Below are 13,628 nucleotides of genomic sequence, written 5' to 3' on the forward strand. Positions count from 1 at the left end.
TCCGGTGACGGACGTCCTCGCGCTGCTCCTGGGGGTCGTGGTGGTCCTCGCGATCACCGTGGTCACGGGCTACTTCGTGGCCCAGGAGTTCGCCTACATGTCGGTGGACCGCTCGGGGCTCAACGCCCGCGCCGCCGACGGCGACGCCGGCGCGCAACGGGCGCTGAAGGTCACCAAGCGGACCTCGTTCATGCTCTCCGGAGCCCAGCTGGGCATCACCGTGACGGGCCTGCTCGTCGGCTACGTCGCGGAACCCCTCATCGGGGAGTCCCTCGGCGCGCTGCTCGGCGGCGTCGGGATCCCGGTCGGGGTGAGCGTCGGGATCGGCGCGGTGTTCGCGCTGGTGTTCTCGACCGTCGTGCAGATGCTGTTCGGGGAGCTGTTCCCGAAGAACCTGGCCATCGCGAAACCCGAACCCGTCGCGACCTGGCTGGCGCGCTCCACCCTCGGCTACCTCAAGGTGTTCGGCTGGCTCATCTGGTTCTTCGACCAGGCCTCCAACGCCCTGCTGCGGGCGCTGAAGATCGAACCCGTCCACGACGTCGAGCACGCCGCGACGCCCCGCGACCTCGAGCACATCGTCGAGGAGTCGCGCGACAGCGGTGACCTCTCCCCGGAACTCGCGGTGATGCTGGACCGGATCCTCGACTTCCCGCAGCGCGACGTGGAGCACGCGATGATTCCCAGGTCGCGGGTCGACACGGTCACCGAGTCCGACGACCTCGGCCTCGTCCGCGCGTTGATGGCCGTCGGCCACTCCCGCTACCCGGTGCTGGCCCAGGGTTCCGGCGACGTCATGGGGGTCGTGCACCTCGCCGACCTCCTCGCCACCGAGGAACCCGACACCGCCCCGGTGACCCGGATCATGCGGCCCGCGCTGGTGGCCTCGACGATGACGACGCTGCCCGACGTCCTGCGCCAGCTCGGCGCGACCCGCAACCAGCTCGCCTGCGTCGTCGACGAGTACGGCGGTTTCGCCGGCGTCGTGACGGTCGAGGACCTCGCCGAGGAACTCGTCGGCGAGATCACCGACGAGCACGACGACGCCCGTCCCGAGTACGTGCCGGTCGAGGGCGACGGGATCTGGGAGATGTCCGGGGAGGTGCACGTCGACGAGGTCGAACGTGCGCTCGGCGTCGACCTGCCCCGCGGGGACTACGAGACGATCGCCGGGCTGGTCATCGCCACCCACGGCGGTCTGCCGGAACCGGGGACGGAACTGCACGTCGAGTTGCCGGTGGACCCCGGCGAGCCCGACGCCGAACCCCGGACCCTCAGCGTCCGGGTCCTGACCGTCGAACGCCACGTCCCCGCCCGGGTGCGTCTGGAACTGCCCCAGGAGGGAAGCCGGTGACCGACAACCCGTTCGTCATCGTCCCGGTGACCCTCGTCATCGTCGGGCTCAGCGCGTTCTTCGTGGCCGCCGAGTTCGCCCTGCTCGCCGCGAAGCGGCACCGGCTGGAGGACGCGGCCGGGACCGCCGCCGGCCGTGCAGCGCTCAAGAGCGCCTCGGAACTCACCGTGCTGCTGGCCGGTTCCCAGCTCGGCATCACGGCCTGCACGCTGGCGCTCGGCGCGATCAGCAAACCCGCCGTGCACCACTGGCTGACGCCGGCGTTCGAGGCGGTCGGACTGCCGGCCGTCGCGGCCGACGTGCTGGGGTTCGTCCTCGCCCTGTTCGTCGTGACCTTCGTGCACCTCGTCGTCGGCGAGATGGCCCCGAAGTCGTGGGCGATCGCCCACCCGGAGCGGTCCGCGCTGCTCCTGGCCCTGCCGATGCGCGGGTTCATCTGGGTGTTCCGCCCGGTGCTGCTGCTGCTGAACTCGATGGCCAACGCCCTGGTCAGGCGGGCCGGGGCGGAACCCACCTCCGAGGTGGCCGCCGGGCACAGCCCCGACGCGCTGCGGCACCTGCTCGAGCACTCCACGAACGTCGGCGCGCTCGACGCCGGGTTCTCCGAGCAGTTGTCCGGGGCGCTGGAGCTGGAACGGTTGACGGTGCGGGAACTGCTCGGTTCGGCGCCGGTCTGCGTCCCCGCCTCGGCGAGCGTGGACGAGGTCCGCGAGGTCACCCGCCGCACCGGGCACCTGCGGATCCTCATCGGCTCGCCCGAGCGCATCACGGGGGTCGTGCACGTCCGCGACACCCTCACCGAACCCGACGGGACCCCCGTCACGCCGTTCGTCCGGCCGGCGTTCACGCTGGACGCCGACACGAGCGTGCACGTGGCGTTGACGCGGATGCGCGAGACCCGCCACCACCTGGCCGTCGTGACCAGTCACGCCGGAGGAGCCGAACACGTCGAAGGGGTCGTCACGCTGGCCGACGTGCTGCGCCGGTTGTTCCCCCGCGAGGGGTCGGTGGCACGATCGGTCGGGTGACCGAAGCTGACGTGCCCCGCTGGGAGAAGCGTTTCCGTGCCGGCCGGGTGGGCCTGCCCGAGTGGGCGGAGGACGCACCGGACCGGTGCGTCGTCGAGGCGACCGTCGCGGGGGTCCTCGAGGTGCACTCCTTCGAGGCCGCGTCGGGGGAGTTGCGCCGCCTCACCGACCGCCCGGAGGGCACGTCGAGCGCGACGATCGACCACGCGGGGGAGTTCGTGTGGTGGTTCGACGACACCGCCGGCGACGAGTACGGCGTGTGGCGGCGGCAACCCTTCGGGTCCGCCCCGGGAACCTCCGTCGAGGACCCGCTGGGGTTGCCGGCTGCCTACCCGGCGGGTCTGTCGATGGGGCGCAGCGGGGTCGTCGTCGTGGGTTCGCAGGACGACGACTACGGCACCCGCATCGACGTGGTGCGCGACGGGCGGGCGCGGCGGGTCTACGAGCACCGCGAGGACGCCTGGGCCGGTGACCTCTCGCCCGACGAGCAGTGGCTCGCGATCGCGCACTCCGAGCACGGCGACTCCCGCCACCCCGACCTGCGGGTGCTGCTCCTCGCCGACGGGTCCACCGTCGCCGAACTCTCCGACGGCCCGGGCAAGGGCGTGTCCCCGCTGGGTTTCTCTCCCGTCCCGGGCGACCCGCGCCTGCTCGTCGAGCACGAACGCCACGGCCGCGCGGAACTGCTGGTCCTCGACGTCCTGACCGGGGCGGAGACCCCCGTCGAGCTGGGGGTCCCCGGCGAGGTCGCGGGGGCGGAGTGGACCCGGGACGGTTCCGGCCTGGTCGTCCTGCTCGACCACGAGGCCCGGACCCTCGCGCACCGGGTCACCCTGGGAACCGCTGCGGTGGAAGCGATCGGGCCGACCACGGGGAGCGTCGGCGGCGCGACCGCCCGTCCCGACGGCGACGTGTGGCTGACCTGGTCCTCCTCGGCGACGCCGTCCGTCGTGCGGAACCTGGCCGGCGACGTCCTGCTGCGGGCGCCCGGGGAACCGGCACCGGAGTCCGTCGAGGTCCGCGACGTGTGGGTCGAGGGGGAGGGCGGGCGGATCCACGCCCTGCTCCGCCTCCCCGCCGGGGCGGACGGGCCAGTGCCGGTGCCATTGCCGTTGGTCGTCGAGGTCCACGGCGGCCCGACCGCGCACGACACCGACGCGTTCCGCCCCTACTGCGCGACGTGGGTCGACGAGGGTTTCGCCGTCGTCCAGGTGAACTACCGCGGGTCGACGGGCTACGGGTCGGTCTGGCGCGACGCCCTGGAGGCACGGGTCGGGCACGTCGAACTCGCCGACATCGCGGCCGTCGCCGACCACCTCGTCGCCGAGGGGATCGCGGACCCGCGGCGGTTGGTGCTGGCGGGGGCGTCCTGGGGTGGGTTCCTCACGCTGCTGGGGCTGGGCACCCAGCCGCAGCGGTGGGCGCTCGGGCTGGCGGGGGTCCCCGTCGCCGACTACGTCGCGGCCTACGAGGACGAGATGGAGGGGTTGAAGGCCTTCGACCGGTCGTTGTTCGGCGGGTCCCCGAGCGAGGTCCCGGAGAAGTACGCCGACTCCTCACCGCTGACCTACGTCGACGCCGTCACCGCGCCGGTACTGGTGCTGGCCGGTCGCAACGACCCCCGCTGCCCGATCCGGCAGATCGACAACTACCTGGAGCGGCTGGACGCCCGCGGCGCGACCCACGAGGTGTACCGCTACGACGCGGGTCACGGCTCGCTGCTCGACGACGAGCGGGTCCGGCAGATGCGGGTCGAACTCGACTTCATCGCCCGCCACCTCCCCTGAGGCCCGCGGAAACAACACTTTCCGCCCTCACGAGTCCGCTCGTGAGGGCGGAAAGTGTTGTTTCCGCGCGGCCGGGGGCGGCTCAGGAGGGGGCGGGGGCGCCGAAGCGGAGGCCGTCGACGAGGAGGGCGACCATCCGGTCGGTGTGCTCGGGGTCGCCCTCGGCGGGGATCGACAGGTTCGCGACGGCGGTCAGCAGGTCGTGGGCGTCGACGTCGCGCCGGATCTCACCGGCCGCGGCGTCGAGGAGCGACTCCAGGGCCGGCAGGTAGCGCGCCCGGAAGTAGGCGGGCAGGGGCTCGAAGGCCGGATCGCCGGAGTGCAGGGCCGCGGCGAGGCCGCGCTTGGTGGCGATGAACCGGGTGAACCGGAGCAGCCAGGCGAGCAGCGCGTCCACGGGCGGGAGCTCGGCGGCGAGGCGGGGGGCCTCGTCGGCGCAGGCGTCGACCTCGTGGGTGAACACCGCCGTCACCAGGTCCGAGCGCAGCGGGAAGTGCCGGTAGACCGTGCCGACCCCGACGCCGGCCTTCGCGGCGATCTCGCGGACGGGGGCGTCGACGCCGGCGGTCGCGAAGACCTCGCGGGCCGCGGCCAGCAGTGACTCCACGTTGCGGCGGGCGTCCGCCCGCACCCGTCGTTCCTCCGCCACCGGACCCCCTTGCGTAAACGGAACGTCGTTCCGTACAGTTGCGGAAGCACGTTCCGCTTACGTCGATGCTACCCGTTGGAGGGTCCCGTGCAGTACCGCAACCTGGGTCGAACCGGAATCAAGGTCAGCCCCTACGCCCTCGGCACGATGATGTTCGGCGCGATCGGCAACCCCGACCACGAGGACTCGATCAAGATCATCCACAAGGCGCTCGACGCCGGGGTGAACGTCGTCGACACCGCCGACTTCTACTCGAACGGCGAGTCCGAGGAGATCCTCGGCAAGGCGCTGAAGGGCCGTCGCGACGACGTCGTCCTTGCCACCAAGTTCCACCTGCCGATGGGGGAGGACCCGAACATGCGGGGGAACTCCCGCCGCTGGATCACCACCTCCATCGAGAACTCGCTGCGCCGCCTCGCTACCGACCACGTCGACCTCTACCAGGTCCACCGGCCCGACCCCGAGACCGACGTCGAGGAGACGCTGTCGGCGCTGACCGACCTCGTCCGGGCCGGCAAGGTCCGCGCCATCGGGACCTCGAGCTTCCCGGCCAGCGAGATCGTCGAGGCCCAGGTCGTCGCCGAACGGCGCGGGCTGCAGCGCTTCCGCACCGAGCAGCCGACCTACTCGATCATGAACCGCGGGATCGAGAACGAGGTCCTGCCGGTGGCGCAGCGCTACGGCATGGGGACGCTGGTCTACTCACCGCTCGCCGGCGGGATGCTCACCGGCCGCTACCGCAAGGGGCAGGAGACCGACGGTCGCCGGGCCGCCTACGGATTCAAGTACCTCAGCGACGAACGCCGGCTCGACGTCGTCGAGGAACTCGTCACGCTCGCGGCCGACCTCGGCGTGAAGCTCACCCACCTGGCGATGGCCTTCGCGATCGCCCACCCGGGCGTGACGTCGGCGATCATCGGCCCGCGCACGATGGAGCAGCTCGACGACCTCCTCGCCGGCGCCGACCTCCACCTCGACGACGCCATGCTGGACCGGATCGACGAGATCGTCCCGCCCGGCACCGACGTCAGCCCGCTCGACATGGCCTACCGGACGCCGCCGATCCTCACGCCGTCGCTGCGTCGCCGTCCGGCGCAGGAGCGCCCCGCGGCCTGATCACCCCGTGAAGGTCAGCCAGAGCAGGGCGACGTTGAGCACGACGACGGCGACGACGGCGACCGTCGCGGCGACCTGGGTGGCGCGGCGGTTGGCGTGCTCGCCCATGAGCTCGCGGGAACTCGTGAGCCGGACCAGGGGGATCAGCGCGAACGGGATCCCGAAGCTCAGGACGACCTGGGAGACGACGAGGGCGCGGGTCGGGTCCACCCCGATCCCCAGGCACACCAGCGCCGGGATCAACGTCACCACCCGGCGGACCAGCAGCGGAACCTCGATCCGCAGCAACCCCTGCATGATCACCGCGCCGGCGTAGGCCCCGACGGACGTCGAGGCCAGACCGGAGGCCAGCAGGCCGATCGCGAAGAACAGGGCCGCGCCGGTTCCGAGGTGGGTGGCCACGGCGGCGTGCGCGCCCTCGAGGGTCTCGGTGCCGGGGACTCCGCGGAGCGCCGAGGCCGCCAGTAGCAGCATCGAGATGTTCACCAGACCGGCCACGACGAGCGCCGCGACGACGTCGATCCGGGTCGCGCCGAGCACCCGCCGGCGCTGCTCCGGGGCGACGGTGCCGTGGTGGTCGCGGGCCATCGCGGAGTGCAGGTAGACCGCGTGCGGCATGACCGTCGCGCCCAGCATGCTGGCCGCGATCAGGACGGTCTCGGAGCCGGCGAAGCGCGGGACGAGGCCCTTTACGGCCTCGCCCGCGTCGGGCGGTGAGTAGAAGTTCCCGGACACGAACCCGATGACGATGACCAGCAGCAGTCCCATGATCACGGCCTCGAACCGGCGGACCCCGTTGCGGTGCTGCAGGGCGAGCACGGCCACCGACACGACGCCGACGATGACCCCGCCCAGCAGCAGCGGGATGTGGAAGAGCAGGTGCAGGGCGACGGCACCACCGATGACCTCGGCGAGGTCGGTGGCCACCGCGACGAGCTCGGCCTGGGCCCAGAAGGCCAGCCGGGACTTCTGACCCAACCGGTCCCGCAGCACCTCCGGCAGCGTCCGGTCGGTGATCACGGCGAGCTTGGCCGAGAGGTACTGCACGAGGACGGCCATCGCGTTCGCGACGACGAGCACCCAGAGGAGCAGGTACCCGTACCCGGCGCCGGCCGTGAGGTTCGCGGCGACGTTGCCGGGGTCGACGTAGGCGATGGCCGCGACGAACGCCGGCCCCAGCAGTCGCAGCAGGGGTCGGCGTCCGGCGGTGCGGGCGGGCGCGTCGGCGCGGGCGTCCGTCGTCATCGCAGCATCATGGCAGAAGTTCGGAGCACCGAACTCTGGAGTTCGGTGGCGTCAGAGGTTTTTCGTGTAGCAGACGCTCAGGGGGCTGTCCGCCCACGGACCGAAGTTCGTCGTGGCCCGTTCGTAGCCGAGGCGTTCGTAGAGGGCCATGGCCTCGGGTTGCTTGGTACCCGTCTCCAACCGCACCCGGGTGAACCCGTCCAGACGGGCGGCGGCCTCGTAGGCCGCGACCAGGGCCGTGGCCACGCCCCGGCCGCGGAAGTCGTCGTGCACGAAGACCCGCTTCATCTCCGCGGTGGCGTCCCAGCCGGCCTCGGTCACCGCCTCGCGGGCGATGCAGCCGGCGGGGACACCGTCCACGAACGCGACGAGGCAGACGGCGTCGTGCGCCAGGGTGTAGTCGTCGTCGGGTTCGCCGGGGACCCGGTAGCGGCGGTTCAGCTCGGCGACCGCCGCCACGACGAGGGCGTCGAGGTCGGGGTCGCCGAGCGTGCGTTCTTCGATCTGCAGGGTGGTCGAGCTGGTCACGAATCCACGGTGTCACGGACCCCGCGGCGACGCTGCGAGGGGATCGCGGCGACCTCCGGGTCGAGCGGGGCGCGACCGTTCTTGTCCACGCGGGTCGCCTCACCCAGGATCGCCAGGCCGAGCAGCGCCAGGACGAGGGCCACCAGGGCGGTCGAGGCGTAGCCGAAACCCCCGTCGATGGCGAGGCCGCCGAGGAAGGCGCCCATCGCGTTGCCCACGTTGAACGCGGCCTGCATCGCCGCCGAGGCCATCGAGGCGCCCCCGCCGGCGGCGGTGATGCCGCGCGTCTGGATCGGCGCGGACATCGTGAACCCGGTGAAGGCGAAGAGGAATACGCCCACCGCGACGGCCACCTTGCTCTCGGCCAGCAGGTAGACCGCACCGAACACCACGACCTGCGCGACGAAGCCGACAGCCAGGGTCCGGTAGGGGCGCCAGTCGGCGAGCCGGCCACCGAGGACGTTGCCGAAGGTCGCCCCGAGCCCGAAGAGGATCAGCACCCAGCTGACCGAACCCTCGGAGAACCCGGCGACCTCGGTCAGCAGCGGCGAGACGTAGCTCAGGACGGTGAACATGCTCGCGAACCCGACCGTGGTGATGGCCAGGGTCCACCACACCTGGCGGCGGCGGAAGGCGGCGAACTCCGAGCGCAGCGATCCGGTGCGGGTCTCGACCTCGGGGACGAGGGCCAGGATCGAGGCGATGGTCACCAGGCCGATGATCCCGACGAGGGCGAAGGTCAACCGCCAGCCGAGCTGCTGGCCGACGTAGGTGCCCAGCGGCACCCCGACGACGTTCGCGACGGTCAGCCCGGTGAAGACCAGGGCCAGGGCCTGACCCTGACGTCCGGGCGGGGCGAGCTTGCGGGCCACGACGGCGCTGGCGCCGAAGAAGGCCCCGTGCGAGAGTCCCGACAGGAAGCGCGCCCCGATGAGCAGGTGGAAGGTCGGCGCGAGCGCGGTGGCGGCGTGACCGAGGACGAACATCCCCATCAGGCCCGTCAGGACGCGCTTGCGGGGCCAGGAGTGGGTGAGCGCCGTCAGCGTGGGCGCACCCACGACGACGCCGAGGGCGTAGGCGGTGATGAGCCAGCCGGCGCCGGCGATGGAGACGCCGAACGTCGCGGCCATCTGGGGCAGCAGCCCCATGGCGACGAACTCGGTCGTTCCGATCCCGAAGGCGCCGACGGCGAGGGCCAGGATGGCGATGGGCACGGGTGGGGATCCTCTGGTGCGGGGGTGGACAGGGGCGTTCGACCAGTGCTCCGTCGCCTGTCGACACCTCGATCATCGCCCGCCGCCGCGGGTCTGTTCCAGCCCGGCGGGACACCGTCCCGAAATCGTTGCGTCCCAGACCCTCCCGGGCGTGGCCGGAAGACCTCAGGAACCCCTCAGGGCCGCTCGGGCGGGTGGGAGACAGACTGGCCCCGTGACGACGGCGACACTCCCGACCGCACCCTGGCGTCCGGTCGAGCTCACCCTGACCGCCCGGCAGGACCACCTCGACCCCTACGGCGGGCTCGACGTGCACGTCGTGTTCAGCCACCCCGACGGCCTCGTGCTGCGCCGTCCCGCGTTCTGGGACGGTGGGCGCACCTGGCGGGTGCGCTTCTCCTCCCCGGGCCCCGTCGGGGAGTGGAGCTGGACCAGCTCCGCGAACGCGCCGGACCCGGGCCTGCACGGGGTCAGCGGCACCGTCGTGATCGGCGCCGACGCACCCCGCGGACGGTTCGAGCGGCACGGGTTCTGGCGGATGTCGGAGGAGGGACGTCACCTCGTCCACGCCGACGGCACCTCCGCGCTGCTCGTCGGCGACACTGCCTGGGCCCTGCCCTGGCGCGCCACCCCCGAGCAGGTCGAGGTCTACGCCCGCGACCGCGCCGCCAAGGGGTTCAACGCCGTCCTGCTCATGAGCCTGCAACCGGACAGCGACGCCCGGGGACCCGAGGACCGCGGTGCGGACGAGGGGTTCGGCGTCGCCTTCGACGACCTGCCGCAGGCCACGTTGCGGGCACTGCGGCCGGACTACTTCCAGGACCTCGACCGCCTCCTCGACGTCCTGCGCGCCCACGACCTCGTCCCCGTCCTGCAGCCGGTGTTCCAGGGGTTCGGCTGGAAGGGACTGCGGGCGGCCGGCGGGACGGTGTCGCCGCAGGAGTACGCGCGCTACTGCCGCTACCTCGTGGCCCGCTACGGCGCGGGTCCGGTCGTCTGGCTCGTCGGCGCCGACGGGACCGGGGAGGAACCGCAGACCCTGGCCGGGGGTCGGGAGGTCCAGGAGTGGGACGACCACCGCCACCCGACGGGGATCCACTACCGCCCGTTCGCGCACAACCGGGCCCACCAGGACGCGGACTGGCTGGACTTCCAGTGGTGCCAGACCGGTCACCGCGGCGACCACGTCCCCGAACGGGTCGCGGACATGGCCCGCAACCAGCCGGAGAAGGCCGTCGCGAACGGTGAACCGAGCTACGAGAACACCGGCCGTTCCGGGTTCAACGCCGGCTGGTGGCAGGGCCACGAGGCGTGGAGCAACCTCTGCGCCGGCGCCACCATGGGTGTCGTCTACGGGGCGGGCAGCCTGTGGCAGTGGCAGCTGCGTCCCGACGAGGCCGGGCAGGCGACGTTCTTCAGCGCGCCCGGCGCGGGCTGGCGGGAGGCCCTGGACTTCGAGGGATCGAGCTACCCCGGGATCCTCGGCCGGGTCCTGCAGGGGCTGCCGTTCACCGGTGCCCGTCCGAGCTGGGAACACAGCACCGTGCCCCGCGGGCTCGTCGTCCCGGGCCGGTTCCTCCTCGTCTACGCCCACGACGGCGGCGACGTGCGGGTGGTCCGGGGGGCGGAGGTGCCGCGCCCCTACCGGGTCATCGACCCGACCACCGGTGAGGTGCTGGCCCGCGGGGTGCGCGAGGAGGAGGACGGCACGATCCCCGATCCCGGTGGCGCGCCGCGGGTCGTCGTCTGCTGCGACGACTTCAGCGGTTCCGCGATCGCCTGACGTCAGAGTTCGCGGACCCGCCCCTCCTCGACGGCGAAGCGGCGGGTCACGTGGACGGCTTCGAGCAGACGGCGGTCGTGGCTGACGAGCAGCAGGGTCCCGGCGTAGCTCTCCAGCGCCTGCTCCAGCTGCTCGATGGCCGGCAGGTCGAGGTGGTTCGTCGGTTCGTCGAGCACGAGGAGGTTCACCCCGCGGGCCTGCAGCAGGGCCAGGGCCGCGCGGGTGCGCTCGCCCGGCGAGAGGCTCGACGCCGTCCGGGCGACGTGGTGCTGACCGAGGCCGAACTTGGCCAGCAGGGTGCGGACCTCCGCGTCGGGCCAGTCGGGGACGGCGTCGGAGAACGCGCGGGCCAGCGGCTGCTCGCCGAGGAACAACCCGCGGGCCTGGTCGACCTCACCGACCGCCACCCCGGAACCCAGTGCGGCGGAACCGGAGTCGGGCGCGAGACGACCCAGCAGCAGGTTCAGCAGGGTCGACTTCCCCGCGCCGTTGGGGCCGGTGACGGCGACCCGGTCGCCGACGTCGATCTGCAGCGTGACCGGCCCGAGGGTGAAACCCCCGCGCTGCACGACGGCCTCCCGGGTGCTCGCGACGACCGTCCCGGAGCGGGGAGCGGCCGCGATCTCCATCTGGAGCTTCCACTCCTTGCGGGGTTCCTCGACCACGTCGAGGCGCTCGATCATCTTGTCGGTCTGCTTGGCCTTCGCGGCCTGCTTCTCGCTGCCCTCGCGCATCTTGGCCCGGATGTTCTTGTCCGGGTCGCCCTTGCGGACGGCGTTCTTCACGCCCTGCGCCATCCAGCCGCGCTGCATCCGGGCGCGGGCCTCGAGACCGGCCTTGGTGTCGGCGAAGTCGTCGTAGGCCTCACGGGCGTGGCGGCGCTGGACCTCGCGTTCGGCGAGGAACGCCTCGTACCCGCCGCCGACGACCCGCACGACCTGCTGGACCAGGTCGAGTTCCACGACCCGGTCGACGGTGCGGGCCAGGAACTCCCGGTCGTGGCTGACGACGACGGCGGGGGAGCGCAGTTCGGTGACGAACTTCTCCAGCCGGGCCAGACCGTCCAGGTCGAGGTCGTTGGTGGGTTCGTCGAGCAGGAACACGTCGTAGCGCGAGAGCAGCAGCGCGGCCAGCCCCGCGCGGGCGGCCTGCCCGCCGGAGAGCGACGTCATCGCCGCGTCCGCGGAGACGGTCAGGCCGAGGTCGGCGAGGACCTCGTCGGTGCGTTCGTCGAGGTCCGCCCCGCCCAGGTTCAGCCAGCGGTCCAGGGAGTCGGCGTAGCGGTCGTCGGCGCCGGGCCTCCCCTCGGCCAGGTCGTCCGCGGCGTCGTCCATCTGCTGCTGGGCCTCGGCGACGCCGGTGCGCCGGCCGAGGAACTGCGCGACCGACTCACCCGGGCGGCGTTCGGGTTCCTGCGGCAGGTAGCCGACGGTCGCGCTCGGCGGCGACAACGAGATCGTCCCCGTCTCGGGGGTGTCCTGGGCCGCCATCAGCCGCAGCAGCGTCGACTTCCCCGCGCCGTTGGCCCCCACCAGCCCGACGACGTCCCCGGGCGCGACGACGAGGTCCAGACCGGAGAACAGCGCGCGGGTGCCGTGGGCGGCGCTGAGGTCCTTGGCGACGAGGGTTGCACTCACCGGACCATTCTCGCCCGTCGCGCGACCCGTCGTCGCTCACGTTTCCCCGGGGCGCAGGATGGTGACCGTGGACGCCACCCAGCACGCCCGGTCCTTCGGCGCGGCCGCCGACTCCTACGCCCGGGCCCGGCCCGGCTACCCGCGCGACGCGGTCGACTTCCTCGTGGGGGACGCGGCCCGGGTGCTCGACCTCGGCGCGGGAACGGGCAAGTTCAGCCAGGCCCTCGTCGCGGCGGGGCACGAGGTCGTCGCCGTCGAACCCTCCACCCGGATGCTCGCGCAGCTGCGGGAGGTCCTGCCGGAGGTCGAGGCGCACGAGGGCTCGGCGGAGGCGACGGGGCTGCCGTCGGCGTCCGTGGACGCCGTGGTCGTGGCCCAGGCGTGGCACTGGGTGGACGCCGCACGGGCCGTGCCTGAGGTGGCCCGGGTCCTGCGTCCCGGCGGGAGCCTCGGCCTGGTCTGGAACGTGCGCGACGACACCGTCGACTGGGTCCGCCAGGTCTGGGACCTGGCCCAGCGCGGGCAGGAGCAGGAGATGCGCACCGACACGACCGAGGTCGGCCCGCCGTTCGGCGCCGCCCACCGCTTCGAGACCCGGTTCGAGCACGTCACCGACCGGGCCGGGATCCTCGACCTCGTCGCCTCCCGCAGCTACGTCATCGTCCTGCCCGAGGACGAACGCCGCGACCTCCTCGCCGCCGTGGCGGACGTCCTCGACGAGCATCCCGACCTGCGTGGCCGGGACGAGGTCCGCGTCCCGTACCTGACGCACTGCACCCGGTTCACGCTCCGCTGAGAGCCGTCCGGGCGAAACCCGAGCGGGATCACGCCCCGTGACGGCAGACTGCCCCTCAGGTGCCGGGGGGCACCCGGACGAGCGAACGGCCGGGGGGCTGACATGACGGTCACGAGGATGGAAGGTGCCCACGGGCACCGCACGACTCACCGCACGAATCACCGCACGAATCACCGCACGAGTCACCGCACGAGCGATCTCGAGGTGCGCCGCGACCCGCTCCGGGCCCGGGCCCTGGCCGCGGCGGGTCTCTCGCTGCTCTGGCCCGGCCTCGGGCACGCGTACCTGGGACGGACGTCGACCGCCGTCGCGTTCGTGATCGCCCAGGTCCTCGTCGTGGTGCTCTCGGTCATGCCCGGCTTCTGGCGCGTGACGGCCCCGGTGTGGGTGCTGCTGGTGGTCGGCTCCGCGTGGAGCGCCGCGCGGACGGCCCGTCGCGACGCACGGGCATCCGTCGACTGACTGCACTATCGGCGGGCCACTTGACCCGC

12 protein-coding genes are annotated in these 13,628 nt (G+C 72.7%); 7 read left to right on the forward strand and 5 right to left on the reverse strand.

Going from position 1 to position 13,628, the window contains the following annotated elements; translation table 11 throughout:
* The first annotated feature begins 4 nt into the window (after window positions 1–4).
* The 3 genes from OG218_RS16915 to OG218_RS16925 are packed head-to-tail and all read left to right on the forward strand — an operon-like array spanning window position 5 to window position 4,169.
* Window positions 5–1,354: a hemolysin family protein gene (locus tag OG218_RS16915; protein WP_328294403.1), complete on the forward strand. Its 1,350-nt coding sequence runs from the start codon at window positions 5–7 to the stop codon at window positions 1,352–1,354.
* Window positions 1,351–2,382: a hemolysin family protein gene (locus OG218_RS16920; RefSeq protein ID WP_328294404.1), complete on the forward strand. Its 1,032-nt coding sequence runs from the start codon at window positions 1,351–1,353 to the stop codon at window positions 2,380–2,382. Before OG218_RS16915 ends, OG218_RS16920 begins: the two co-directional genes overlap by 4 nt.
* Window positions 2,370–4,169: a prolyl oligopeptidase family serine peptidase gene (locus tag OG218_RS16925; protein ID WP_442906518.1), complete on the forward strand. Its 1,800-nt coding sequence runs from the start codon at window positions 2,370–2,372 to the stop codon at window positions 4,167–4,169. The genes OG218_RS16920 and OG218_RS16925 overlap by 13 nt, the downstream gene beginning before the upstream one ends.
* Before the next feature lie 82 nt (window positions 4,170–4,251).
* On the opposite strand, the gene OG218_RS16930 is transcribed toward OG218_RS16925, so the two are convergent.
* Window positions 4,252–4,818 carry a TetR/AcrR family transcriptional regulator gene (locus OG218_RS16930; RefSeq protein ID WP_328294406.1) on the reverse strand — a complete coding sequence of 189 codons (567 nt, stop codon included), beginning with the start codon at window positions 4,816–4,818 and terminating at the stop codon, window positions 4,252–4,254.
* 87 nt (window positions 4,819–4,905) lie between these two features.
* Between OG218_RS16930 and OG218_RS16935 the strand changes: the two genes are divergently transcribed.
* Window positions 4,906–5,934: an aldo/keto reductase gene (locus OG218_RS16935; RefSeq protein ID WP_328294407.1), complete on the forward strand. Its 1,029-nt coding sequence runs from the start codon at window positions 4,906–4,908 to the stop codon at window positions 5,932–5,934.
* Here OG218_RS16935 and OG218_RS16940 read toward each other — a convergent pair whose 3' ends face one another.
* The 3 genes from OG218_RS16940 to OG218_RS16950 are packed head-to-tail and all read right to left on the reverse strand — an operon-like array spanning window position 5,935 to window position 8,921.
* A complete protein-coding gene (locus tag OG218_RS16940) occupies window positions 5,935–7,179 on the reverse strand; it encodes an Nramp family divalent metal transporter (RefSeq protein ID WP_328294408.1) in 1,245 nt (414 codons plus the stop codon). It lies immediately after the preceding gene.
* A 51-nt stretch (window positions 7,180–7,230) separates the two neighbouring features.
* Window positions 7,231–7,707 carry a GNAT family N-acetyltransferase gene (locus OG218_RS16945; RefSeq protein WP_328294409.1) on the reverse strand — a complete coding sequence of 159 codons (477 nt, stop codon included), beginning with the start codon at window positions 7,705–7,707 and terminating at the stop codon, window positions 7,231–7,233.
* Complete coding sequence (locus tag OG218_RS16950) at window positions 7,704–8,921, reverse strand: MFS transporter (protein ID WP_328294410.1); 1,218 nt, start codon at window positions 8,919–8,921, stop codon at window positions 7,704–7,706. The genes OG218_RS16945 and OG218_RS16950 overlap by 4 nt, the downstream gene beginning before the upstream one ends.
* A 214-nt stretch (window positions 8,922–9,135) precedes the next feature.
* Here OG218_RS16950 and OG218_RS16955 point away from each other — a divergent pair, with 214 nt between their 5' ends.
* A complete protein-coding gene (locus OG218_RS16955; protein WP_328294411.1) occupies window positions 9,136–10,704 on the forward strand; it encodes an apiosidase-like domain-containing protein in 1,569 nt (522 codons plus the stop codon).
* 2 nt (window positions 10,705–10,706) lie between these two features.
* Here OG218_RS16955 and OG218_RS16960 read toward each other — a convergent pair whose 3' ends face one another.
* Window positions 10,707–12,341, reverse strand: a complete 1,635-nt coding sequence (locus OG218_RS16960) for an ABC-F family ATP-binding cassette domain-containing protein (RefSeq protein ID WP_328294412.1) — start codon at window positions 12,339–12,341, stop codon at window positions 10,707–10,709.
* A gap of 58 nt (window positions 12,342–12,399) precedes the next feature.
* On the opposite strand from OG218_RS16960, the gene OG218_RS16965 reads away from it, so the two are divergent.
* The gene (locus OG218_RS16965; protein WP_328294413.1) at window positions 12,400–13,137 is read left to right on the forward strand and encodes a class I SAM-dependent methyltransferase; all 738 of its coding nucleotides are present in this window, start codon (window positions 12,400–12,402) and stop codon (window positions 13,135–13,137) included.
* A gap of 204 nt (window positions 13,138–13,341) precedes the next feature.
* Window positions 13,342–13,599 carry a hypothetical protein gene (locus OG218_RS16970; protein WP_328294414.1) on the forward strand — a complete coding sequence of 86 codons (258 nt, stop codon included), beginning with the start codon at window positions 13,342–13,344 and terminating at the stop codon, window positions 13,597–13,599.
* Window positions 13,600–13,628 lie beyond the last annotated feature (29 nt).

The organism is Kineococcus sp. NBC_00420, from assembly GCF_036021035.1.
Classification (GTDB): Bacteria; Actinomycetota; Actinomycetes; order Actinomycetales; family Kineococcaceae; genus Kineococcus.

Bases quoted from the DNA above. Each gene is read 5' to 3' on its own strand.
- OG218_RS16940 (WP_328294408.1), bottom strand. From the start codon at position 7,179: ATGACGACGGACGCCCGCGCCGACGCGCCCGCCCGCACCGCCGGACGC.
- OG218_RS16965 (WP_328294413.1), top strand. From the start codon at position 12,400: ATGGTGACCGTGGACGCCACCCAGCACGCCCGGTCCTTCGGCGCGGCC.